Below are 22,843 nucleotides of genomic sequence, written 5' to 3' on the forward strand. Positions count from 1 at the left end.
GCTGTGGACAAGTTGGGGACAAGCGTGATCGCCTTTGGTAAATCCGCAGGTCAGGACCTGTGAACAAGGTGTGGAGAACTTCCCTGAAACTCGTTCGGCGTGTCGCGGAAAGTCCGTCGTTCGGCGTGTCGTGGACCAGCTCGGGCCCATTGGCCCACGCGACCTGTGGATGAATGCTACGGAGGGTAGAGGCGCCACCCGGTGGGCTGACGGGCGCGGCGATCAGGCCGCGGTGAGCCGGCTCTGTGCGCTGCGTAACCGGTCAGCGAGAACGCGCTGGTCGGCCGGGGTGAAGGCGATCCGGTTCTCCCCGCGCCCCGGAACCTCTTCGGTCAGCCACCGGCCTTCCGAGGTATCGATGTAGTTCACCGGGCGTTCGATCCGCTGCCACGAGCCGGTCCGGCTGCGGGCCGCGACGTACAGGCTGCCGCTCCCCATTCGGCGTAGCGCGAGGATGCGGCGGATCTCCTCGACCTCCTGCGAACCCTCGGCCGGGCGGTCGTTGCGGAGCACGGCGAACGCGCCTTCGTCGTTGCGCGCGGTTCCCTCGATCTGGCTCTTCGGCACCGCGAGCGGCGTCCCGCGGCCGGGGGCCAGCTTCGGGATCTGGCCGAGGAAGTCGTCGAGCAGCTCGCCCGGCCGGGTGGACTCGAGCACTACGACGTCCAGCTCCTCGTGCTTGGCCAGCACGAACGCCTCGCCGCCGGCGCTGCCGGCCAGCAGCCGGTAGCTCACCGGCTTGCCCTGGAACCCGCCGTCGATCCAGCCGTAGTACTCCAGCTGCGGCCGGGCGATCGCCTCGACCGTCGCGACGAACCCCGGGTGCATGCCGCGCGGGCCGAACAGCCCGGCCTTGGCGAGCTCGGCGTTGACCCGCTCGTCCTCGGCGCGCTGGGCCTCTTCGCTGTACCAGGTCGGTTTCTCCGACAGCACGGTGTGCGGCTCGCCGCCCCGGCGCCGGATCAGGTTGATCAGGGTGCCGGTCGAGATGGTGACCTGCCTGTCCAGCACCGCACTTCCCCCTAGGAAAATCAGCTTGGTGAGCCCGGTGAACACCGAAGAGCCGGGCGCGCCCATCTTGGCACGCGCCCGGCGCTCCCGCGTGCGCTACTCGCCGATGACCGGCGGCGCGGTCAGCTCGTCGGTCCCGAAGATCTCGTTCGGGTCGTCGCCGAGCAGGTACTTCGACGTCCGTTCCTCGTCGCCGCCGCCCTGGCCGCGGGCGCCGTGGCCCATGCCGCCCATGCCACCCATCCCGGTGGCACCGGTGCGCCCGGCGCCCGCGCCGCCCGCACCCATCGCGCCGCCGCCGGCACCCACGCCGCCGCGGCCGGCCCCGGCCGCGCCACCCGGCACGGCCGCGCCGGTCGAGCCGCCGGGCCCGAAGCCCGCGCCGCCCGGGCCGAAGCCCGCCGTCGGGTCGCCGATCCCGCCCGACCCGCCGGGGCCGAAACCGCCGCCGCCACCGGGGATCGAGAAGTCGCCCGCGCCACCCGAGCCGCCGGGGCCGAAGCCGCCGGCGCCCGGGATCTTCGGCGGCGTCCAGCCCGACGAGTGCGTGCCGTCGTCGAACCTCGGCGGCGTGTACGTGCCACCGGGCGGGATCGACGGGTCGAAGCCCGGGGGCTTCGTCGGGTCGAACCCGGGGGGTTTGGTGGGGTCGAAGCCGGGCGGCTTGCCCGGGTCGAAGCTGCCACCGGGCGGGACGTTCGGCTGGCCGGGGAAGGACGGGACGCCGCCGGGGCCGGGCATGTTCACGCCGGGCGTGGACCCGGTGCCGTTGCCGTTGCCGTTCCCATCGCCGTCGCCGGTGCCGTTCTTGCCGTCGTCGCCCGGCTTCTTCTTGCCGTTCTTGCCGGGGTCGACGCTGACGTTCTCCTGCTGCCCTTCGAGCGCGGAGTAGGTCGGCATCTTCTGGCCGTTGTCGTTGCTCGCCTTGTAGTAGGTGTTGAAGGCGTCGACGTTGGCCTGGCCCTTGGTGTTGTAGTCGCGGATCGCCCGGTCGGTGTCGGTCGTCCACGGCGTCATCGCGTTGAGCAGGTTGTTCTTCGGCGGGTCCTTCGGGACCTCCTGGACCTGCGCGTGCACCGTGGTGAACGCGGTGTTCTGCTCGCCGAGGTACTTGTCGGAGTCGGTGAGCTTGGTGTTCGAGTCCTCCATCCACACCCGCAGCGGGTGCGCTCGGCGTTCTGCGCCGCCTCGCCGCCGCCGCCGGTCCAGGCCGCGTCCATCTCCTTGGCCAGCGTGTCGATGGTGGTGAGCCGCTCCGAGTAGGCGCCCCGCAGCCTGCTCGCCGCCGCCTGCCCGTTCTGGATGGAGCCGGTGCCGGGTCCGGTGGTGATCTTCTCCCAGATGTCGTAGCAGTCGATCTTGCGATCGCCCTGCACCGACGTGTGGTCGTCCGAATGCGTGGTCGCCATGTTGTACGCGGCGAACCCGCCGAGCAGCACCAGTTCCAGCATCTCAGCCCTCCTTCAAGGTCTGGATCATCGCCTCGCCGAACTTCGCCACCACCGGGCAGGGGTCGGACGCGCCGGCGCCGTGGTCGTACTGCGCCAGGATGTTGACCGAGAGCTCGTCGGTCACGCCGACGAACAGGCCGCACTTGCCGCTGGAGCGGTCGTCGAGCGCGGCCGCGTACACGCCGGGGTAGCCGCTGATCTGCGTCTCTTCGAAGTAGGCGTCGTTGCCCTTCGTGTCGTAGACGTCGCTGAGGCCGTTCTTGTTCGCCGTCACCGTGGTCACGTCGATCTGGTTGCCGGGGTCGTCGGCCTCCTGGAACGTGCAGCTCGGGCCGTTCGACGTGGTCCGCGGCGTGCCTTCGCCGAGGCCGAGGGTGGCGCGCGCGGACGCCGACAGCGTCGCGCAGGCGTCCGAGGTGATCGACGCGGTGTTCAGCGGGCTCGGCACCTTCGGCGCGGAACCGCCGCCACCGCCGCTCGAGTCGCTGCTGCTGGTCTCGGCCGAAGTCGGCGCCGGGTTGGGCGTGCCGCCGGTCTTGCCGGTGCAGCCCACGACGGCGAGCACGGCGAAAGCCACGGCCGGGACGGCGAGGAGTCGTCGGTTCACGTGGCCTGGTTCCCCGTCTTCGAAAGGTCGGCCTGCGTGTCCGACTCCTTGGTGGTGATCTTCTGCTTGGCCGCGGTGAGCGCGTCGATGTAGTTCTTGACGTACTCCTGCATCTTCTTGTTCTGCTCGAGGAACGCCTTGCCGGACGGGTTCGCGAGCTTCTCCCAGTCGCCGCTGGCGAACTCCTTGCCGGGCGCCTTGACGTTCGCCATCAGGTTGGCGTCGTCGTAGTCGCGCTTGAGGTCGGCTTGGAGGTCCTGCCACTTCTTGATGATGGCGTCGATCTTGTCGGCGTCGAACGTGAAGCCGCCGCCGCCCGCTCCCCCGCCGCCGCTGTTGGCCGGCGCGGACATGCTCACCTCGTTGGCCATCTGAAGTACCCCATCCCCTTCCACGTCCGCTCCTATTGTCCTCCGACGCCGCAAGTGTGTCCGAGGTTCCCCGAAAAGCGTGAAGGCGGGCCGCCCACCAGGGACGACCCGCCTTCCACGACGTACTGCCTTACTGCGCGGCCTTGACCTCGAGCCGCACGTCGACCTTCACGTCCGGGTGCAGCCGGGCGCCGACCGAGTGCTTGCCGACGGTCTTGATGTGGTCGCGCAGCTCGATGACGCGCTTGTCGAGCAGCGGGCCACCGGCCGCCTTGATCGCGTCGACGATCTCGCCGGCGGTGATCGAACCGAAGAGCTTCTTGGAGCCCTCGGCCGCCTTGCCGGTGAGCTGGATGGCGCCGAGGCCCTCCAGCGTCGCCTTGATCTCCTTGGCGTGGTCGAGGTCGCGGATGCGACGGCTCTCCTGCGCGCGCTGGATGGTGCGCACGTTCTTCTCCGCGCCCTTGGAGGCCACGATCGCGTAGCCCCGCGGGAGCAGGTAGTTGCGTGCGTAGCCGTCCTTGACCTCGACGATGTCGCCGGGGCCGCCCAGGTTGGCCACGTCCGTGGTGAGGATGATCTTCGCCATGTCAGTGCCCTCCCTTAGCGCGCGGTCGAGGTGTAGGGCAGCAGCGCCATCTCGCGGGAGTTCTTGACCGCGATGGCGATGTCACGCTGGTGCTGGCTGCAGTTGCCGGTGACGCGACGGGCACGGATCTTGCCGCGGTCGGAGATGTACTTCCGCAGCAGGTTGGTGTCCTTGTAGTCGATCAGTTCCGGGCGGCCCTTCTTCTCGGCCTTGCAGAACACGCAGACCTTCTTCTTGGGCTTGCGGATGGGTGGCTTGGCCACTGGTTACTCCTGGAAAGTCAAATCTGTGTGGATGTGTACGAGATCAGAACGGGGGCTCGTCGCTGAAGCCGCCACCGCCGCCACCGGCGGGCGGGGCCGAGCCCCACGGGTCGTCGGCCGGCATGCCGCCACCGCCACCGCGGTTGCCGCCGCCACCGCCGCCGCCGAAGTCACCGCCGCCGCCACCGCGACTGACCTTGTTGACCTTGGCCGTGGCGTAGCGCAGCGAGGGCCCGATCTCGTCGACCTCGAGCTCGACGACGGTGCGCTTCTCGCCTTCCTTCGTCTCGAACGAGCGCTGCTTCAGGCGGCCCTGCACGACGACGCGGGCGCCGCGGGTCAGGGACTCGGCGACGTTCTCCGCCGCCTGCCGCCAGATGTTGCAGCGCAGGAACAGCGCCTCGCCGTCCTTCCACTCGCCGGACTGCCGGTCGAGGGTGCGCGGGGTGGACGCGACGGTGAAGTTCGCGACCGCCGCACCGGACGGGGTGAAGCGCAGTTCCGGGTCGGACGTCAGGTTGCCGACCACCGTGATGACGGTGTCTCCAGCCATCGGGGTTCCCCTCGGGCTCAGGCCTTGGCGGCAGCGGGCTTGGCCGCGGCGCGCTTGACCTCGCGACGCATGACCTTGGTGCGGAGCACGGTCTCCTGCAGCGACAGCTGCCGGTCGAGCCTCCTCGACCGCGTCGGCCGAGGAGTTCAGGTCGAGCAGCGCGTAGATGCCCTCGGCGTGCTTCTTGATCTCGTACGAGAGGCGACGACGGCCCCAGACGTCGACCTTCTCCACGGAACCGCCCGAAGTGCGGATCACGTTGAGGAAGTTGTCCAGCGTGGGGGCGACCGTGCGCTCGTCGAGCGTGGGGTCCAGGATGACCATTACCTCGTAATGGCGTGACACAACCACTCACCTCCTATGGGCTCGCGGCCACGGACTGTCCGTGGCAGGAGGGTTTGTCCAGGTAAGGCTACCTGGGGGTACCGGCGGGACCGGACGCCGGGGGTCAGCTCGCGCGGCGCAGGACCCAGGTGCGGACCAGCCCGGCGGTGACGCCGGCGAGCACGATCACCGCGAGCAGCATCGGCAGCTGCACGTCGCTCGACGCGCCGTTCGAGGCCAGCGCCTGCGCGTTGCCCGCGTCGCGGATGTTCGCGCCCTGTCCGCTCTGGTCGCCCTGGCCGGCCTGCGGCGCGGAGGCGTCGCCGGGGAGGGTGCCGTTCGCCGGGTAGCGAATACCGGGGGCGACGGCCGTGCCCGCGGTCGCCGTGGGGATGCCGCTGTAGTCGCGCATCGGCGCGCTGCCGCCCGTACCGCCGGTGGTGCCGGGGTTCAGGTTCGAGAGGTTGCCGGTCGTGCCGCCCGGGACGGTCCCGGTGCCGCCCTGCGGCGTGCCGGGGTTGGCGCCCGGCTGGCCCGGGGTGCTCGGGGCGACGTAGTTGCTGGCGAGCAGCGTGAGGCCGCAGGCCTTGGCGACCGTGGTCTCCACGCTGTTCAGGGTCTTGTTCCAGTCGAAGCCGAGCCCCCACGTGCCGGAGTTGGCCAGCGCGGTGCGGACCGCCTTGCCGATGGCCGCGCCGGTGGCCTCGCCGCCCGCGGCGGTCGGCACCTGGCCGACCGGGATGGCGTGGATCTTGGCGATGGAGTCGCCCGCCCAGCTGCCGACCGCGAGGGTCCCGGCGTTGTTCGCGCCGTTCGTGACGAGGGTCTTGACCGAAGCCCCGTCGATCGCCACCTGGTCGCCCATCTGGCCGGTGACCGAGCCCGTGCAGCTGTTCGATACCACCTGCTGGCTCGCCGACGCGGTGCCCGAGGAGAGGAATGCTCCGCCAGCGATGAACGCGGCGATGGCGGTGACGGTCAGGGTCTTCCGCACGAGCTTTCCTCCAGGGGTTACGGGGGCGTCGTTCCAGGCAACAGGATCAACGAAGGGAATACGCGAAAGATACTCGGCAGTCGGGTCAATTCCCAGCGGCCATTCGGCGGAGCACCCAGGTGCGGACGAGGCCCGCGCTGACTCCGGAGAGTGCCAGAACCGCGATCAACAGCGGCAGATTCGACCCGTCCGTGAAGCCGTTGGATGCGGACGGTAGCGCTTCGGCCCGTCCCGCCGTCTGGATGCCAGAGCCGCCCGACCCGTTCTCGTCCGGGCTCGTGAGGCCGTACTGCGGCGCGTACCCCGGGATCTGGCTGCCGTAGCGGATCGCGGGCGACGGCGTGAACAGCCCGGCCGTCGCGAACGGGATGCCGCTGTAGTCGCGCATCGGCGCGTAGCCCGTGCCGAGGGTGAACGGGTAGCCGCCGAACGCGGGGCTGCTCGAGAACCCGGGCAGCAGCGGGCTGTTCGCCTCCGGGATCCCCGTGCCGCCCGAGGCGGGGGTGCCGCCCTGCTGCGGCGAGCCCCCGGTGCCGCCGGACGGCGGCTGCTGCGGGCTGCCGCCGGTGCCCGGCTGCGGCGACGACTGCTGGCCACCGCCGGTCAGGCTCTGGGCGCCGCTGGTCACGCTCTCGACGCCCTGGTTGATCGCGCTCGCCGCGGGCGCGCCGACCACGGGCACCGGCGAGACCACGGTGTTCACCACGTTCACGGTGACCTTGCAGAGCGTGCCCAGCACGGCGTTGATCGTCCCGGTCAGCACCTTCGTGCCTTCGGTGACGACACCGAGGTTGAGCGGGAGGCCGAGCAGCGGCGTCGTGGCCTGGATCGTGTCGCCGGGCTTGGCGGACACGGTGCCGCCGCACGGCACCGTCTTGGTCTCGGCCGAGGCCGTGCCGGGCATGCCGAGCACGGCCGAACCGGCGAGGACGAACGCCGTCGCACCGACCGCCGTTGCCCTCCGTGTCCGATCCCGCATGCTCGCCGCCCCTTTGTCTCGTCGCCTCTCCCCAGGACAACGACGTTAAGGCAGCACGGTGACGCCCGCTCGCTCAGAAATGTCCGGCATTCGAGTGGAAGCGGAGATCACCGACCGTGAAATCAGGCCGGGGAACGGCGGATCCACGCCCGGACGAGTGCCGCCGCGACGATCGCCAGCGCCAGCACCGCGAGCAGCATCGGCAGCTTCGCCGGCGGGGTGACACCCGGCAGGGCTTCCGCGGTGCCGGACTTCTCGGCGTCGACCGTCGGGACCTGCTGGCCGGGGATCACCTGCGCGATCACTGGGGCCTGCACCAGGCTGCCCGGCAGCAGGGCGGCGTTGGTGAAGATGCCCGAGATCGCGTCGCCCGGCAGGCCCGCGCCGCCGGGGCCGGTGACGACCGGGCCGGTGCTCCCGCCGGGCGGGTTCGGTGCGGGCGGCGTCGGGGCCGGCGGGTTCGGCGCCGGGGGGTTCGGGTTCGGCGGGAGCGGCAGCGGCGGGGCGCCGACGTCTTCGAGGATGCCCTGTGTCGTGTTTCCGACAGCGTTGACAGTGCCCTGCGCGACCGGGCACACGGCGTTCGTCGCGGCGTCGCCGACCACCGGCACGTCGCCGACGCCGAGGGCCCGCACGGTGTCACCGACCGGCAGGGTCAGCAGGGGCGCCGAGCCGTCCGTGTTCTTCGCGCTCGAGTCGAGGCCGACGGTCAGCCGGTCCGGGGTGTTGAGCGGGGCGCCCGCGTCCAGCACGAGACCGGTTTTCGCGTCGCGGACCTGGCCGTTCTGCAGGGTTGTCGCGCAGTCCCCGCCGAGGGTCGGGCTGGGTTCGGCGGTCGCCAGGCCCGGCGCCGCGAGCGTGGCCGCGGCGGCGAAGGTGAACCCCAGTGCGGTGATCCGGGCGACGTGCTTCCCCATCGATGCCCTCCGGCAGTCGGACCAAATCTGGATCACGGAACGCGCTCACGGTACTCCACGAGCGTCACGAACTGGGGCCGCAGGGCGAAGAAGCACCGGAGTAGCGTGCTGGGCATGCTGATTGGCGCCCATGTCCGTGACGACGACCCGTTGACCGCGGTCGCCGAGCGCAAAGCCGACGTCGTCCAGTTCTTCCTCTCCGACCCGCAGGGCTGGAAGGCCCCGAAGCCGCACCCGCAGGGCGAGGCCATCCTGGCGGACCCGGTCGAGGTGTTCATCCACTCGCCGTACCTGATCAACGTGGCTTCGCTGAACAACCGGATCCGGATCCCGTCCCGCAAGAACGTCACGCAGCACGCCGACGGCGCGGCCGCGGTCGGCGCGAAGGGGCTGATCGTGCACGGCGGGCACGTCGGCGACAACGACGACGTCGAGGTCGGGATCGACAACTGGCGCAAGCTGTTCGAGCGCGAGCAGGAGAAGGGCGGCTTCAAGGTCCCGATCCTGATCGAGAACACCGCCGGCGGCGAGAACGCGATCACCCGCGACCTCGACGTCATCGCGCGGCTGTGGGACAAGGTCGGCGAGTTCGGCGCCGGGTTCTGCCTGGACACCTGCCACGCGTTCGCCGCGGGCTGGGACCTCTCGACCGCCGTCGAGAAGGTCAAGGCGATCACCGGCCGGATCGACCTGGTGCACCTCAACAACTCCCGCGACGAGTTCGGCTCGACGCGGGACCGGCACGCGAACGTCGTCAAGGGCGAAGGCACGATCGATCCCGAGGTCCTGGTCGCCGTCGCGCGCGAGGCGGGTGCCCCGGTCGTCGTCGAGACCCCGCCCGACGGGCAGGCCGGCGACATCGCCTACCTGCGCGAACAGCTCGGTTAGACCGCGGCGGCCTTGCGGCGGTGCCGGACGGCGTTCGGGACGATCACGTCCCGGGCGCCGTCGAGGAAGCCGCCCGCCGGGTCGTCGTCGCCCGCCGCCCGGACCAGGTCCGTCGCCGGGCGGTAGATCTCCCGGACCACCAGCACGCACAGCGCGGCGACGGCCAGGTCGCGGACCACGACCGTGCCGAGGAACCAGCCCTCGGGCAGGCCCTTGTGGTCGACGCCGAGGTAGTAGAACATCCGCGGCACCCAGACCAGCGCGTCGATCAGCATCCAGCCCAGCAGCAGCCGCCAGCGCGGGATGGCCAGCACGGCCAGCGGCACCAGCCACAGCGAGTACTGCGGGCTCCACACCTTGTTCGTCAGCAGGAACGCGGCGACGACGAGGAACGCGAGCTGCCCGACGCGCGGGCGTCGGGGGGCGGCGAGCGCGATGTACGCGATGCCCGCGCAGCAGCCGAGGAACAGCACCGCCACCACGATGTTGAGGTACGTCGGTGTCTGGTTCTGCTGCAGCACGCCGTCGAACCCGGCCCAGCCGGTGGTGTAGGAGATGACGTTGTAGAGCGAGTCCGGGTCCATCGGCCGCAGCGTGCTCATCCGGAAGAACTCCCACCAGCCGCGGGTCGCGGTGAGGATGAACGGCGCGTTCACCACCACCCACGTCAGCACCGTGGCGGCCGCGGTCTTCCAGAACGGCGTGAGCTTCCCGGCGCGCAGGCACAGCACGAACAGCACGCCGAGCAGGAACAGCGGGTAGAGCTTGGCCGTCGCGCCGAGGCCGAGCAGGAGCCCGGCCAGCAGCGGCCGCTTGCGGGCCCAGGCGAGCAGGCCGGTCGCGGTGAACGCGGTCGCGATCGCGTCGAAGTTGGTGAACGCGTGCACCAGCACCAGCGGTGAGGCCGCCACCAGCAGCATGTCCCACGGACGGCGTTTGACCGTCCGCCCGGTCGCCCACACGGTGACCAGCCAGGCCATCGCGAGGAACAACGCCGTCAGGTCGAAGTAGATGGCCACCGGGAGCCCGCCGGGCAGCCAGCCCGCCTCGGCGACGTGGTACCAGCCCGCCGCGAGCTTCGCGTTCGCCCACTGGAAGAGGCCGGTGAACACCGGGTACTCCATGTAGCGGGTGTTGTTCTCCGCGGTCTGCGAGTTCTCCTTCCACGACGTGTAGTACGGGAAGGTGCTCGGCCGGTCGAGCCGCTCGGAGCTGTAGAGCGGCACGATGTCGGAGTAGCACATGGCGACGAACGGGCGGCCCGCTCGCCAGTCGAGCTGGGTGGCGCCGCTGGAGTCCTGGTACTGCTGGATGCAGGAGGCCTTGCCGAACCAGCAGAGCATCAGGGCGAGGGTGGCCAGCAGCAGGCCGACGCGCTGGGGCGACCAGAACCAGTGCCTGCCGACCGCCGCGTGCTCACCGAGCGGGCCGCCGAGCGGTCTGGTGACCGCCGCCGCGAGGGGCTCGTTCCAGCTCGGGACGACGCGTTCCGCGTGCGTCAGCGTCACGGGGCCGGGGTCCGGCTCGCGCGTGGTCTCGTCTGGCACGAGGCGGATGGTATCGGTGATCGGAGTTCGCGGCGGTGAAGCCGGTGATCATGCCGGATTCGCGTAGTACGAGGCCAGGACCTCGGCGGCGGCGCCGCGCGTGACGATCTCCTCCCCGAAGGCGTCCTCGACGACCTCGATGCGCTGCCAGTGCGGCAGCGGCAGCAGCTCCTCGAGGCGGGCCGCGACGGCGTCGCGGTAGGCGCCCGGTTCGTCCCGCACCGCGCGCCCGGCCAGCACGATCCGCTCCAGGTCGAGCACCTGGACGAGGTCGGCGAGGCCGATGCCGAGGAAGCCGGCGGCGGTCCGCGTGTCGGGGGCGCGCTTGGCCATGATCTCGACGCAGCCGCGTCGCCCGCAGGCGCAGCGCGGGCCGTCGAAGGCGATCGTGGTGTGCCCGAACTCACCCGCGTTGGTCCGGGGGCCGCGGTAGAGGCGCCCGTCGATGAGCAGGCCGACACCTATTCCGGTGCCGACCAGCACCACCGCGGTCGCCGTCGGCTCGCCGTGCGGCCACAGCTGCGCGAACGCCGCGGAGTTCGTGTTCTTGTCGAGCGTCACGGGCAGGCCGGTGCGCTTTTCGAGCAGGTCGCGCAGGGGGACGTCGTGCCAGCCCGGCATGTTGGTCGCGTCGCGGACCAGGCCGGCGTGGTGGTCCAGCGGCCCGACCGCGCCGAGGCCGAGGCCGAGCACGTCGAAGCCGTCGGCGAGCTCGAGCGCGGTGGCGCCGATGGCTTCGACGGCCTGCTCGGGCGTGAACCCGGCGGGGAGCGGCCCGCCCGCGGTCTCCTCGACCTCGCCGATGAGGTTGGTGCGCAGGACGCGGTACTCGTCGCGGTCGAGGCGCGCGCCGAGCGCGTGCCGGGCGCCGGGCCGGATGGTCAGCCGGGTCCGGGGCTTGCCCACGCCCGACGAGGGCTGGCGCTGTTCGTCCAGCAGGCCGGCGTCGAGGAGTTCGGGCACGATCTTGGAGACGGCCTGCTGGGTGAGCCCGGTGCGCTCGGCGAGCTCGACGCGGCTGAGGCCGCCCGCGCGCAGGATGTGCGTGAGCAGCAGGGCGCGGTTGTGCTGGCGCACGTCGCGCAGGTTCACCCCGGTGTCCGCCATGGCCAGGATCTTCGCACGCCTGGCCAATTAAGCAACAGTGTTGTTTAATGGGCCGCATGGCTGACTTGCGCGTGGGCATCCTCGGGTACGGCATCGGCGGTCGCGTGTTCCACGCCCCGCTGGTGGCGGCGACTCCCGGGCTGGTGCCCGCCGTGCTCACGACGTCGAGCAACGCCGCCCAGGCGCGTCTCGACCACCCGGACGCGGTCGTCGTGCCCGACGCCGACGCGTTCTTCGCGCACGCGGGCGAGCTCGACCTCGTCGTGGTGAGCACGCCGAACCGCACGCACGTGCCGCTCGCGCTGCGGGCGATCGAGGCCGGGCTGCCGGTGGTCGTCGACAAGCCGTTCGCGCCCACCGCCGCCGAGGCCGCGCGGATCGTCGACGCGGCGAAGGCGGCCGGTGTCGGCCTCACCGTCTTCCAGAACCGGCGGCTCGACTCGGACTTCCTGACCGTGCGGAAGGTCCTCGAGTCCGGGCGCCTCGGCGACGTCTTCCGCTTCGAGTCCCGCTACGACCGCTGGGTGCCCAAGCCCAAGGACAACTGGCGCGAGTTCGGCGACCCGGCCGAGGCCGGCGGGCTGCTCTACGACCTCGGCGCGCACATCGTCGACCAGGCGCTGCAGCTGTTCGGCCCGGTCACGCGGGTCTACGCGGAGGTCGACCGCCGCCGGGCCGGTGTCCAGGTCGACGACGACGTCTTCGTCGCTCTGCACCACGCGAACGGCGTCCGGTCGCACCTGTGGGCGTCCGCGCTCGCGGGCACGCAGAACCCGCGGTTCCGGGTGCTCGGCGACCGCGCGACCTTCACCAAGTTCGGCCTCGACGTGCAGGAACCGCAGATCAAGGCGGGCCTGCGCCCCGGAGACGACGGCTGGGGCGTGGAGCCCGCGTCGGACGCCGGGAAGATCGGCGTCGGCAACGACGTCAAGACCGTGCCCACCGAAACCGGCCGCTACGAGCAGTTCTACGCGCAGGTGCGCGACGCGCTGCGCGGCGAAGGCGACTTCCCGGTCGATCCCGCGTCCTCGGTCGAGGCCCTGCGGGTGATCGAAGCCGCGCACCGCTCCGGCGTCGACGGCACGGTGGTCACCCTCTGACCGGCCGTGACCTCGGTGACCCCCAGCTCCGAGGTCACGGCCTCCTCCGGCCGCGCTGCTGGTCCCGCAGCTCCTGCAGCCGCTGCTGGAACTGGCGGAACTGGTCGAGCTGCTGCCGGTTACCGCCGTTGCCGAACTGCCCGGGGTTCCGCGGTTGCTGTTGCGGCTGCTGGACTTGCACGCGGTCCTGCGGTGCGCTGATCGCGGCGACGCGGTCGAAGCGTTCCGCCGGTTTGCCCGTCAGGTACAGCTGCATGAACCGGTTCCAGATGGGCCCGGCGAGCGTCGAGCCGAACAGCGGGGCGCCGTCCGGGCCGCGCAACGCCTTGTCGCCGTCGCCGCCCACCCAGACCGCCGCCGACACCGAAGGTGTGTAGCCCACCATCCACGTCTGCGAGTTCGCGTTCGCCGCCGACGCGGGTTCGTCGTTCTGCGGGGTGTGCTGCTGGGTCCCGGTCTTGCCCGCGCATTCGTGGCCCGCCGGGCAGGTCAGCCGGGAGAACGGGATCACCGGCGCGAGGGCGGCGGTCACGTTGCCCGCGATCTGGGCGCTCTTCGCGGAGTCGTTGTCCGCGAAGGCGTCGGAGGAGCGGATCTTGGCTTCGTAGGCGGTTTCGCCGTTCGCGTTGGTCACCTTCTGCACGAAGTGGCGGTCGCGCTGGACGCCGCCCGCCGCGAACGTCGCGTACGCCGACGCCATGTCCGCCGCGGTGATCTGGGTGCCGCCCCCGCCGATGGAGATGTTGTTGTCGCCGGTGAAGAGCTTGCTGCGGCCGCCGTTCTCCGCGGTGCGGATGCCTGCTTCCTGCGCGGCTTCCGCCACCCCGGACGGCTTCGTCACGTTGAGCACCATGTCGTAGAAGACGGTGTTCGTGGACCGCTGCATCGCTTCGGCGACGGTGCACTGCTCGGAGCAGCTGCTGCTGTCCCCGGCGTTGCGGATCGGCAGGTCGACGCCGGGGAACGTGCGCGGTGACGTGCCGTCGAACCGCGCGTCGAGGCCGCGGCCGAGCTTGAGGAACGCCGCGAGGTCGAACGGCTTCATCGACGACCCGGGGTTGTGCGGCTCGTCGGCCCAGTCGCGCCCGGCCTGGTCTTCGCCGTTCGGGCCCTTCACGATCGCGTCGCCACCGTAGTACGCGAGCACGCCGCCGGACTTCGGGTCGACGGCGACGAGCGCGTCGAGGATCCGGTCGTCGGTCTGCTCGGCCATGCCCTCGGTCACGGCTTTTTCGGCCGCCTGCTGTGCTTGCGGGTCGATGGTGGTGAACACCTGGAACCCGCCCGAGTAGTACTGCTTTTCGTCGATGCCCTGCGCGGCCAGCTCGGCCTTGACCTGCTTCTTGATGAACGGGTTCAGCGCACCGGCCTGCTTGCTTTCCCGCAGCGGGATCGGCGTCGGGAACTTGGCCGCGGCGCGCTGGGCCGGGGTCAGGTAGCCGTTCTTCAGCATCCGGTCCAGCGCGGTGGTCCACCGGCTCATCGCGACGGCCGTGTTCTCCGAGCGGCCCGGCTGCTGGATCAGCCCGGCCAGCAACGCGGCCTGCGAGGAGTCGAGCTCGCCGACGTCTTCGCCGAAGTACGCCTGCGCGGCGGCTTGGATCCCGTAGGCGCCGCGGCCGAAGTAGATGATGTTGAGGTAGGCGGTGATGATGTCCGCCTTCTCGTAGGTCTGGTTCATCTTGAACGCCTTCGCGAGCCTCGACCCACTTGCGGCTCAACGTCGGGTCGTCGTCGCCGGAGGCGTTCTTGATGTACTGCTGGGAAATCGTCGAGCCGCCGCCGGAACCGCCGGTGACCTGGTTGTAGGCCGCGCGGAGGATGCCGCCGACGTCGAAGCCGGAGTTCGTCTCGAACGACGCGTCCTCGGTGGCGATCACGGCTTTCTTGACGACGTCCGGGATCTGGTTCGCCGCGAGGATCTGCCGGTTGCCGCCGGTCGGCACGTCCTTGCCCATCTCGGTGCCGTCGGCGAACAGGTAGGTCACGGCCTGGCCCTGCGCCTGCGCGACGGTCTCCGGCGAGGGGACGTCGACGGCGAAGTAGGTGATCAGGAAGGCGATGCCGGGGACGATGAAGAACAGGCCGAACGCGACGTAGCAAACCCGGCGAACCCGGCGCCACCGGCGACGGCGCTGGTCCTCCGCGCGCACCGGTCGCCGTGGCCGCGCGGGCCGCGTCAGGATCGGCACGGTCGGCGGCTCGGTGCGGGTGCGGTCGGTGTCCACGGGCCGTCCTCCGGTGAACCACGGTGGCTGCGGGCGCAGTCCCTCTGCAGCGGAACACGGACCGCGGCCCGCCGTGGTTCACCCGGGACGGCTACCTCGGCGGGTCCTGGCTGCCGGTCGGCGTCTCCTTCGAGGTCGTCGACGGCTTCGTGTGCTTCGACGAAGACGACGACGGGGTCTCGCTCTCGTGGCCGCGGCCGGGGTGGTCACCGCCGTCGTTGCCGGGGTTCTCCTCCGTCGGCGTCGACTCCGACGTCGTCACGACCTCGGTCGACGGCGGCGGTGCGACCTCACCGCCGATGCGCTCGACCTTGTCGAACTTCTCGCCCGGCTTGCCGGTCAGGTACAGCGACAGGAACTTCTGCCACATCGGGCCGGCGATCGTCGAGCCGTAGATCGGCGAGTTGTTCTTGCCGTGCAGCGGCTTGTTGCCGTCGCCGCCGACCCAGGCCGCGACCGAGACCGACGGCGTGTACCCGACCATCCACGTCTGCGAGTTCGCGTTCGCCGCCCACGCCGGCTCGCCCGCGACCTTCGTGTGCTGCTGCGTCCCCGTCTTGCCCGCGCACTCGTGGCCGTTCGGGCACTTCAGGTGCGAGAACCCGATGACCGGCTTCAGCGCTTCGGTGACGTTCCCGGCGATCTGGCGACTCTTGTCCGCGTCGCTGTCGAACGCTGGCTTCGCGTCGGTCGTGGCCTCGTACGCGACCTCGTTCTGCGCGTTGGTCACCTTCTGCACGAAGTGCCGGTCGCGCTGCTCGCCGTTGGCCGCGAAGGTCGCGTACGCCGAGGCCATGTCCAGCGGCGTGATCTGGGTTTCGCCACCGCCGAGGGAGATGTTGTTGTCCTTGGTCGAGACGATCGACTGGCCGCCGTCCTCCTTGACCTTGACGCCGGCCTCCTTGGCGGCTTCCTTGACCGGGCCCTGCTTGGTGTCGTTGAGGACCATGTCGTAGAACACCGTGTTCGCCGAGCGCATCATCGCTTCGGCGACCGTGCACTGCTGCGAGCAGGAGCTGCCCGGGCCGGCGTTGCGCACGACGCGGCCGTCGAAGGTCCGGTTGTTCGAGCCGTCGTAGGTCTTGTCGAGCCCTTCGCCCTTCTTGAGCAGGGCCGTCAGGTCGAACGGCTTCATCGACGAACCCGGGTTCTGCGGGGTGTCCGCCCAGTCGCGCCCGGCCTGGTCCTCACCGTTCGGGCCCTTCACGATCGGCTTGCCGCCGTAGTAGGCGAGCACGCCGCCGGTCTTCGGGTCGACGGCGACGAGCGCGTCGAGCAGGTTGTCGTCCACCTGGTTTTCGAGCGCTTCGGTGGCGGCCTGTTCGGCGGCCTGCTGCGCCTTCGGGTCGATCGTCGTCTGCACCACGAAGCCGCCGGAGTAGTAGCGGTCCTCCGGGATGTCGTGCGCGGCCAGCTCGTCCTTGACCTGCTGGATGACGAACGCGGGCGGTGCGCCGGCCTGCTGCTTGCTGTCCTCCAGGGGGATCGGCGTCGGGAACTGGGCCGCCGCGCGGTCGGCCGCGGTGATGTAGTTGTTCTTCACCATCCGGTCGAGCGCGGTGTTCCAGCGGTCGTGCGCGACCTTGTCGTTCTCCGAGCGGCCCGGCTGCTGGATCAGCCCGGCGAGCAGCGCGGCTTCCGAGAAGGTGAGGTCCTTGGCTTCCTTGTGGAAGAAGGCCTGCGACGCCGCGCCGACCCCGTACGCCCCGCGCCCGAAGTAGATGATGTTCAGGTACGCGGTGATGATGTCCTTCTTCTCGTACGTCTGGTTCATCTTGAAGGACTTGGCCAGCTCGGTCCACTTGCGCGTCAGCGTGGGCGCGTCGTTGTCGGTGGCCTTCTTGATGTACTGCTGGGAGATCGTCGAACCACCGCCGGTGCCGCCGGTCGCCTGGTTGTAGACCGCGCGCAACAGGCCGCCGACGTCGAAGCCGGAGTTCGTCTCGAACGAGTCGTCCTCGGTCGCGATCGCCGCGTGCTTCATGACGTCGGGGATCTGCTCCGGGGACAGCAGCACCCGGTTGCCGCCGCGCGGGACGTCCTTGCCCATCGGCGAGCCGTCGGCGAAGAGGTAGGTGACGGCCTGGCTCTGGTTCTGCGCGACCTCGGTCGGCGAGGGCACGTCGACCAGGAAGTACGTGATGACGAACGCGATGGCGGGCAGCACGAAGAACACGCCGACGAAGGCGTAGGCGACCCGGCGGATGATCTTCCAGCGCCGCTTCTTCCGCTGCGCCGGGGTGAGGGCGCGTTTGCCGCCGGTCTCTTCGGGCTCGACGTCGTCATAGCCCTCGGGCTCCTCGTACGCGTGGTGCGTCATCAACTCCGGACCGCCGCTCATCGGCGGCGGCTCGGGCCGGTACCCGCGCGGCTGCTGCGGCTGGTGCGGCTGCCGCTGCCACGGCTGCTGCGGGCGGCCCTGGCCGGGCGGCCCCTGGGGTGCGCGACGGCGCGGATCGGGACCCTGGCCTGGCCAGGAGCGGGATCGATCGTCGGGCACGGGGCAGTCCTCCAGTGTGCGCAGGGCAGCGACGACCGCCACCCCCTCTTGGAAGAGACGCGCGGCGCCCCGGTGGGTTGCCGAAATGATCAGGGCCCTCCGCCGGGTGGCGGAAGGCCCTGAGCACGGCTACCCGGGTCCGGAACCCGGTGGGGCGGCGACTCCGCCACCACCACCTCCGCCGAACGTGTTGCCCGTGCCGGGGTCGAACGTCGTGCCCGGGATCGTCGGCCGGGGCCGCGACCTCGACGTGGTCGTCTCGGTGTCCGACGGCTCGGTGCTGTCCGTGGTCTCCGGGGTGGTCGGCGTCGTCGTCGTGGTCGGCGTGTCCGACGGCTTCGACTGCGTCGTCGTCACGTCGTTGACGTCCTTGCCGATCGGCTGGACCTTGTCGAACTTCTCCGCCGGTTTGCCCTTGAGGTAGAGGTTCATGAAGTTCTGCCACGTCGGACCGGCGATGGTGGCACCGAAGATCGGCCGGTTCCGCGCGTCGTGCAGCGGCTTGTTGCCGTCGCCGCCGACCCAGACCGCGGCCGACACCGACGGGGTGTAGCCCACCATCCACGTCTGCGCGTTGCGGTCCTTGTACGACGCGGGGTCGTCGTCCTTCGCCGTGTACTGCTGCGTACCGGTCTTGCCGGCGCACTCGTGGCCGGTCGGGCACTTCAGGTTCGAGTGCGGGATGACCGGCTTCAGCGCCTCGGTGACGTTGCCCGCGATCTGCTGGCTCTTCGACGCGTCGTCGTCGAACGCGGGGTTGGTCTTGATGTTGTTCTCGTCGAACTCCACCTCGTCCTGCGCGTTCGTCAGCTTCGAGACGAAGTGCTGCTCGTGGTAGGTGCCGCCGCTGGCGAACGACGCGTACGCGGCCGCCATGTCCTCCGGCGTCACGGCCGTGCCACCACCACCGAGCGAGATGTTGTTGTCGTCGGTGTAGAGGACGCTCTTGCCCTCCGGCGCGACCTTGACCCCGGCTTCCTTCGCCGCTTCCGCGACCCGCGACGGCTTCGTCACGTTCAGGACCATGTCGTAGAACACGGTGTTCGCCGAGATCTCCATCGCCTTGGCGACGGTGCACTCCTTGCCGCAGCTGGCGCTGTCACCCGCGTTCCGGACCGTGCGGCCGCCGAGCACCCGGTTGTTCGAGCCGTCGAACGTCTCGCCGAGGCCCTTGCCCATCTTGAGGAACGCCGTGAGGTCGAACGCCTTCACCGACGAACCCGGGTTGCGCGCCTGGTTCGCCCGGTCCTGGCCGATCGCGTCCTTGCCGTTGGCGTCCTTCACGATCTCCGGCCCGCCGTAGTAGGCGATCACGCCGCCGGTCTTCGGGTTGACCGCGACCAGCGCGTTGAGCAGGTTCTCGTCGGTCTGGCCCTTCATGCCTTCCTGGGAGGCCTGTTCCGCGGCGGCCTGCGCGGCCGGGTCGATCGTCGTGTAGATCTTGGCGCCGGTCGAGAACAGCTTGTTCTCGTCGTAGCCCTTCGCCGCCAGCTCGTCCTTGATCCGCTCCTGGAGCTGGTAGGTGAGCTTGCCGGAGTTCTCCTCCTTGTTGGCGTTCTTCGGGATCGGCGTCGGGAACTGGAAGGTCGCGCGCTCGTCCTGGCGCAGCCACTTGTTGGCGACCATCTGGTCGAGCACGTACGTCCAGCGCTTCTGCGCGTACGCCTGGTTTTCCGAGCGGCTCGGGCCCTGGATCAGGCCGGCCAGCAGCGCCGCCTCGGAGGCGTTGAGGTCCTTGGCGTCCTTGTTGAAGTAGGCCTTCGCGGCCGCCTGGATGCCGTTCGCCCCGCGTCCGAAGTAGACGATGTTCAGGTAGGAGGTGATGATCTCCTCCTTGGACTGCTGGTTGTTCATCTTGAACGACTTGGCCAGCTCGGTCCACTTGCGGGTCAGGGTCGGGGCGTCGTTTTCGGTGGCCTTCTTGATGTACTGCTGGGAGATGGTCGAACCACCGCCCTGGCCGCCGGAGACCTGGTTCCACACCGCGCGCAGGATGCCGGTGACGTCGAAGCCCGAGTTCGTCTCGAACGTCGCGTCCTCCGCCGCGTACACCGCGTGCTTGATGACCTCGGGCACCTCGCCCGGCTTGAGCAGCTGGCGGTCACCGCCCGGCGGCAGCTCGCGGCCCATCACCTGGCCGCTGGCGTCGTAGTAGGTGACCGGCTGGTTCTGCAGCGACTTGATGCTCTCCGGCGTCGGCACGTCGACCAGGAAGTAGGTGATGACGAACGCGATCGCCGGCACCACGAAGAACAGCCCGACGCAGGCGTAGGCGACCCGGCGGACGATCTTCCACTTGCGCCGCTTGCGCTGGGCGGGTGTCAGGACCCGCTTGCCGTCTTCGTCCAGCTCGGGCTGGGGCTCGACGTCGTCGGCGAACTCGTTGAAGCGCGCGTCGTCGTAGCCGTCGTCGTACGGGTCGTACGAGTCTTCGGTGCCGTTGTGGGCGTGGTGGGTGATCAGGTCCGGTTCGCGCTCCGGCGGCGGCACCGGACGGCGGCCCGGCGGCGGCTGGCGGAAGCCCTGCGGCGGCGACCCGGGCGGGCCCTGCTGCGGACGCTGTCCCGGTGGCGGCGGGACCGGGCGGCGGGCCGGCATGCCCTGGCGCGGCTGCTGCGGACGCCGGGGCGGCTCTTCACCCGGCCACTGCGGGCCGCCTTCGTCGCCGGCGGGCCACTCGGGCGCCCCGCCGCGCGGGTTGCCCCGCGGCGGGGTGCCTCGCTGGGGGCGGCGGGGGGCTTCTTCGCCGGGCCACGCCGGTCCGGGGTCTTCCCCCGGCCACGGGCCTGACTGGGCACGGCGAGGTGCATCTGGCTCCTGGCCGGGCCAGGAGCGGTTGCGGTCGTCGTTCACGAATGGGCCTCCCAGACCGGCGCCCGGTGCCGCGCCGTTCTGCGCTCTTCAGCGGTTGTGTTCCAGCTCACGGGCCTGCGGTCCTTCGCGGACCGTCGGCACGTTCCCCCGTGCCGAGGACGTACGACCGGACCAGGTGGTTCCAGTGGCACGACCGGCACACTTCGACGTCGTACACGGTGAACTCGACGAACAGGCCGGCCATCCTGGCCAGCTCTTCGGGGGTCCTCGCCGAGCCCGCGACGTGCTTGAGTTCGTCACCGTAGACCCAGGACACCAGGGTCAGCGGCTCCTGGCGGCAGATCGGGCAGGGCTGGTCACCGGCCCGGCCGTGGAACTTCGCCGCCCGCAGCAGGTACGGACTGGCGTCGCAGGCCTCGAAGGTGCCGACGCGTCCGGAGCGGACTTCGGCGAGCAGCGCACGGCGCTGCAACGCGTAGTCCACGACCTGCCGCTGGTTAATCACCAGGACAGAGTACGGGCTCTTGCTGTGTGGTCCACGCCCCCTAGCGCGACCAGGCCGCCGACCGGCGGGGACACGCCGGACGTTCGATAACTCTCCGGTGAATTTCGCCCACTCTGGCAAGGGGGGTCCGGGTGGCGGAGCCCCGGCCCGGGGCGGAGCCGGGGAAATTTCGGTGAGGTGGCTTGTTGGCTTCGCCACTTCGATGTATCGGCGCGATATAGTGGCTGAGTAGGTTGGATCGAGGCGGTCCGTTCGGAGCAACGCCGGTCGTCTCGGTTTGTTCCCGAAAGGGGGTGCGGTGTGCTGGAGTTCGCGATCCTCGGTCTTCTGCACGAAGCGCCCATGCACGGGTACGTGCTGCGCAAGCGGCTGCACGAGACGCTCGGCACGTTCCGGACGTTCTCGTACGGCTCGCTGTACCCGACCCTGCGGAAGCTGCTGCGGGCCGGGTACCTGGTCGAGGAGCTGGACGAAGCCGACGACCGGGCCTGGTCGCGGCGCGGACGGCGGGTCTACAAGCTCACCGCGGAGGGCAAGGAGCGCTTCGGGGAGCTGCTCGGCGACGCCGGGCCGCAGACCTGGGACGACGAAGGTTTCGGCGTCCACTTGGCGTTCTTCTCGCGGACCCCGGCCGACGTGCGGATGCGGATCCTCGAGGGCCGCCGCCGCCGCGTGGAGGAACGCCGCGAAGGTTTGCGCGCGGCGCTGGCCAGGGCCGAGGAGAAGATCGATCGCTACACCCGCGAGCTGCACCGGCTGGGGCTGGAGACCAGCGAGCGGGAGGTGCGCTGGCTCAACGAGCTGATCGCGCACGAACAAGCCGAGCGGCAGGGTCCGGAGACCTGACCCGCGCGGCCCGGGCCGCAGCGTCGCGGCGCCAGACCTACTGAACAGACACGGATGAAGGAGAAAACCCCATGGGCGAGAACCGCCGCGTACGGGTGGCCATCGTGGGCGTCGGCAACTGCGCGGCGTCGCTGGTCCAGGGTGTCCAGTACTACCGCGACGCGGACCCGGCCACCCGCGTCCCCGGTCTGATGCACGTCGACTTCGGCGGCTACCACGTCCGCGACATCGAGTTCGTCGCCGCGTTCGACGTGGACGCCAAGAAGGTCAGCCGCGACCTGTCCGAGGCGATCTTCGCCTCCGAGAACAACACCATCAAGATCGCCGACGTGCCGCCGCTCGGCGTCACCGTCCAGCGCGGCCACACCCACGACGGGCTGGGCCGCTTCTACCGCGAGACGATCGAGGAGTCCGACGAGACCCCGGTCGACGTCGTCGCCGCGCTGCGCGAGGCGCAGGCCGACGTGCTCGTGTCGTACCTGCCGGTGGGCTCCGAGGTGGCCGACAAGTTCTACGCGCAGGCCGCGATCGACGCCGGCGTGGCGTTCGTCAACGCGCTGCCGGTGTTCATCGCCTCCGACCCCGAGTGGGCCAAGAAGTTCGAGGACGCGGGCGTCCCGATCGTCGGCGACGACATCAAGTCCCAGGTCGGCGCCACCATCACGCACCGCGTGCTGGCGAAGCTGTTCGAGGACCGCGGCGTCCAGCTCGACCGGACGATGCAGCTCAACGTGGGCGGGAACATGGACTTCCTGAACATGAAGGAGCTCGAGCGGCTCGAGTCGAAGAAGATCTCCAAGACCCAGTCCGTGACGTCGCAGGTCGACCGCGAGCTCGGCAAGGGCAACGTCCACATCGGACCGTCGGACTACGTGCAGTGGCTCGACGACCGCAAGTGGGCCTACGTCCGGCTCGAGGGCCGCGCGTTCGGCGACGTGCCGCTGAACCTGGAGTACAAGCTCGAGGTGTGGGACTCGCCGAACTCGGCGGGCATCATCATCGACGCCGTCCGCGCGGCGAAGATCGCGAAGGACCGCGGCATCGGCGGCCCGATCCTGTCGGCGTCCTCCTACTTCATGAAGTCGCCGCCGGAGCAGTACGACGACGCGACGGCCCGCGACGCCGTGGAGAAGTTCATCCGCGGCGAGGTCGAGCGCTGATCCTCCGCTGAGAAGAAGGCCGTCACCGCTGGTGGCGGCCTTCTTCTCATGCTCCACTAAACCGGTGGGGCGGGGTGGGCGTTGGCGAG

General features: G+C 70.4%; 21 protein-coding genes and 2 pseudogenes. 5 read left to right on the plus strand and 18 right to left on the minus strand.

All coding sequences use genetic code 11. The features are described 5' to 3' along the window. Positions 1-222: 222 nt before the first annotated feature. From QP939_RS13960 to QP939_RS14010, 11 genes and pseudogenes are all read right to left on the minus strand, one after another. Entirely contained in the window at positions 223-1,011 is a 789-nt protein-coding gene (locus QP939_RS13960; protein ID WP_285457183.1) for an ESX secretion-associated protein EspG, read from the minus strand. A 96-nt stretch (positions 1,012-1,107) separates the two neighbouring features. Continuing rightward, positions 1,108-2,160 carry a hypothetical protein gene (locus tag QP939_RS13965; protein ID WP_285457184.1) on the minus strand — a complete coding sequence of 351 codons (1,053 nt, stop codon included), beginning with the start codon at positions 2,158-2,160 and terminating at the stop codon, positions 1,108-1,110. A gap of 303 nt (positions 2,161-2,463) precedes the next feature. Next, positions 2,464-3,069 carry a DUF3558 domain-containing protein gene (locus QP939_RS13970; RefSeq protein ID WP_285457185.1) on the minus strand — a complete coding sequence of 202 codons (606 nt, stop codon included), beginning with the start codon at positions 3,067-3,069 and terminating at the stop codon, positions 2,464-2,466. Continuing rightward, positions 3,066-3,440, minus strand: coding sequence for a hypothetical protein (locus QP939_RS13975; RefSeq protein ID WP_285457186.1), 375 nt, complete (start codon positions 3,438-3,440; stop codon positions 3,066-3,068). The genes QP939_RS13970 and QP939_RS13975 overlap by 4 nt, the downstream gene beginning before the upstream one ends. A 130-nt stretch (positions 3,441-3,570) precedes the next feature. Next, positions 3,571-4,029 (minus strand): 50S ribosomal protein L9, encoded by a 459-nt coding sequence (rplI, locus tag QP939_RS13980; RefSeq protein WP_072475378.1) that lies wholly within the window; start codon positions 4,027-4,029, stop codon positions 3,571-3,573. Positions 4,030-4,043: 14 nt separating this feature from the next. Then, positions 4,044-4,292: a 30S ribosomal protein S18 gene (rpsR, locus tag QP939_RS13985; RefSeq protein ID WP_003098744.1), complete on the minus strand. Its 249-nt coding sequence runs from the start codon at positions 4,290-4,292 to the stop codon at positions 4,044-4,046. A 43-nt stretch (positions 4,293-4,335) separates the two neighbouring features. Next, positions 4,336-4,845 (minus strand): single-stranded DNA-binding protein, encoded by a 510-nt coding sequence (locus tag QP939_RS13990; RefSeq protein WP_285457187.1) that lies wholly within the window; start codon positions 4,843-4,845, stop codon positions 4,336-4,338. 17 nt (positions 4,846-4,862) lie between these two features. Beyond that, positions 4,863-5,190, minus strand: a pseudogene (gene rpsF / locus QP939_RS13995) (30S ribosomal protein S6). A gap of 103 nt (positions 5,191-5,293) precedes the next feature. After that, positions 5,294-6,163, minus strand: a complete 870-nt coding sequence (locus tag QP939_RS14000) for a hypothetical protein (protein WP_285457188.1) — start codon at positions 6,161-6,163, stop codon at positions 5,294-5,296. 85 nt (positions 6,164-6,248) lie between these two features. Next, on the minus strand, positions 6,249-7,142 hold the full coding sequence (locus QP939_RS14005) for a hypothetical protein (RefSeq protein WP_285457189.1): 894 nt from the start codon (positions 7,140-7,142) through the stop codon (positions 6,249-6,251). 122 nt (positions 7,143-7,264) lie between these two features. Continuing rightward, positions 7,265-8,059 carry a hypothetical protein gene (locus tag QP939_RS14010; RefSeq protein WP_285457190.1) on the minus strand — a complete coding sequence of 265 codons (795 nt, stop codon included), beginning with the start codon at positions 8,057-8,059 and terminating at the stop codon, positions 7,265-7,267. A 114-nt stretch (positions 8,060-8,173) separates the two neighbouring features. Here QP939_RS14010 and QP939_RS14015 point away from each other — a divergent pair, with 114 nt between their 5' ends. After that, positions 8,174-8,947 carry a deoxyribonuclease IV gene (locus QP939_RS14015; protein ID WP_285457191.1) on the plus strand — a complete coding sequence of 258 codons (774 nt, stop codon included), beginning with the start codon at positions 8,174-8,176 and terminating at the stop codon, positions 8,945-8,947. Here QP939_RS14015 and QP939_RS14020 read toward each other — a convergent pair. Both QP939_RS14020 and QP939_RS14025 read right to left on the minus strand, forming a co-directional pair. Further along, on the minus strand, positions 8,944-10,494 hold the full coding sequence (locus QP939_RS14020; protein WP_285457192.1) for a glycosyltransferase family 87 protein: 1,551 nt from the start codon (positions 10,492-10,494) through the stop codon (positions 8,944-8,946). The two genes, QP939_RS14015 and QP939_RS14020, sit on opposite strands and share 4 nt — an antisense overlap. A 48-nt stretch (positions 10,495-10,542) precedes the next feature. Then, the gene (locus tag QP939_RS14025) at positions 10,543-11,601 is read right to left on the minus strand and encodes an ROK family transcriptional regulator (protein WP_285459740.1); all 1,059 of its coding nucleotides are present in this window, start codon (positions 11,599-11,601) and stop codon (positions 10,543-10,545) included. A gap of 56 nt (positions 11,602-11,657) precedes the next feature. On the opposite strand from QP939_RS14025, the gene QP939_RS14030 reads away from it, so the two are divergent. Next, the gene (locus QP939_RS14030) at positions 11,658-12,701 is read left to right on the plus strand and encodes a Gfo/Idh/MocA family oxidoreductase (RefSeq protein WP_285457193.1); all 1,044 of its coding nucleotides are present in this window, start codon (positions 11,658-11,660) and stop codon (positions 12,699-12,701) included. Between the two features lie 34 nt (positions 12,702-12,735). Here the strand turns inward: QP939_RS14030 and QP939_RS14035 are convergent, their stop codons facing one another. Then, positions 12,736-14,382 (minus strand): transglycosylase domain-containing protein, encoded by a 1,647-nt coding sequence (locus QP939_RS14035; RefSeq protein WP_285457194.1) that lies wholly within the window; start codon positions 14,380-14,382, stop codon positions 12,736-12,738. 64 nt (positions 14,383-14,446) lie between these two features. After that, positions 14,447-14,581: pseudogene (locus QP939_RS14040) on the minus strand (transglycosylase domain-containing protein); the annotation flags it as partial. On the opposite strand from QP939_RS14040, the gene QP939_RS14045 reads away from it, so the two are divergent. Further along, complete coding sequence (locus tag QP939_RS14045) at positions 14,523-14,684, plus strand: hypothetical protein (protein ID WP_285457195.1); 162 nt, start codon at positions 14,523-14,525, stop codon at positions 14,682-14,684. The pseudogene QP939_RS14040 and the gene QP939_RS14045 sit on opposite strands and share 59 nt — an antisense overlap. 336 nt (positions 14,685-15,020) lie before the next feature. Here QP939_RS14045 and QP939_RS14050 read toward each other — a convergent pair whose 3' ends face one another. From QP939_RS14050 to QP939_RS14060, 3 genes are all read right to left on the minus strand, one after another. Beyond that, positions 15,021-17,270 carry a transglycosylase domain-containing protein gene (locus QP939_RS14050; RefSeq protein WP_285459741.1) on the minus strand — a complete coding sequence of 750 codons (2,250 nt, stop codon included), beginning with the start codon at positions 17,268-17,270 and terminating at the stop codon, positions 15,021-15,023. 288 nt (positions 17,271-17,558) lie between these two features. Then, positions 17,559-20,282, minus strand: a complete 2,724-nt coding sequence (locus QP939_RS14055; RefSeq protein WP_285457196.1) for a transglycosylase domain-containing protein — start codon at positions 20,280-20,282, stop codon at positions 17,559-17,561. 67 nt (positions 20,283-20,349) lie between these two features. After that, the gene (locus tag QP939_RS14060; RefSeq protein WP_285457197.1) at positions 20,350-20,748 is read right to left on the minus strand and encodes a DUF5318 domain-containing protein; all 399 of its coding nucleotides are present in this window, start codon (positions 20,746-20,748) and stop codon (positions 20,350-20,352) included. Between the two features lie 300 nt (positions 20,749-21,048). Between QP939_RS14060 and QP939_RS14065 the strand changes: the two genes are divergently transcribed. Both QP939_RS14065 and QP939_RS14070 read left to right on the plus strand, forming a co-directional pair. Further along, positions 21,049-21,594, plus strand: a complete 546-nt coding sequence (locus QP939_RS14065) for a PadR family transcriptional regulator (protein ID WP_206784309.1) — start codon at positions 21,049-21,051, stop codon at positions 21,592-21,594. A gap of 71 nt (positions 21,595-21,665) precedes the next feature. After that, on the plus strand, positions 21,666-22,754 hold the full coding sequence (locus tag QP939_RS14070; RefSeq protein ID WP_285457198.1) for an inositol-3-phosphate synthase: 1,089 nt from the start codon (positions 21,666-21,668) through the stop codon (positions 22,752-22,754). Positions 22,755-22,843 lie beyond the last annotated feature (89 nt).

This window comes from Amycolatopsis nalaikhensis, assembly GCF_030264295.1.
Taxonomy (GTDB): domain Bacteria; phylum Actinomycetota; class Actinomycetes; order Mycobacteriales; family Pseudonocardiaceae; genus Amycolatopsis; species Amycolatopsis nalaikhensis.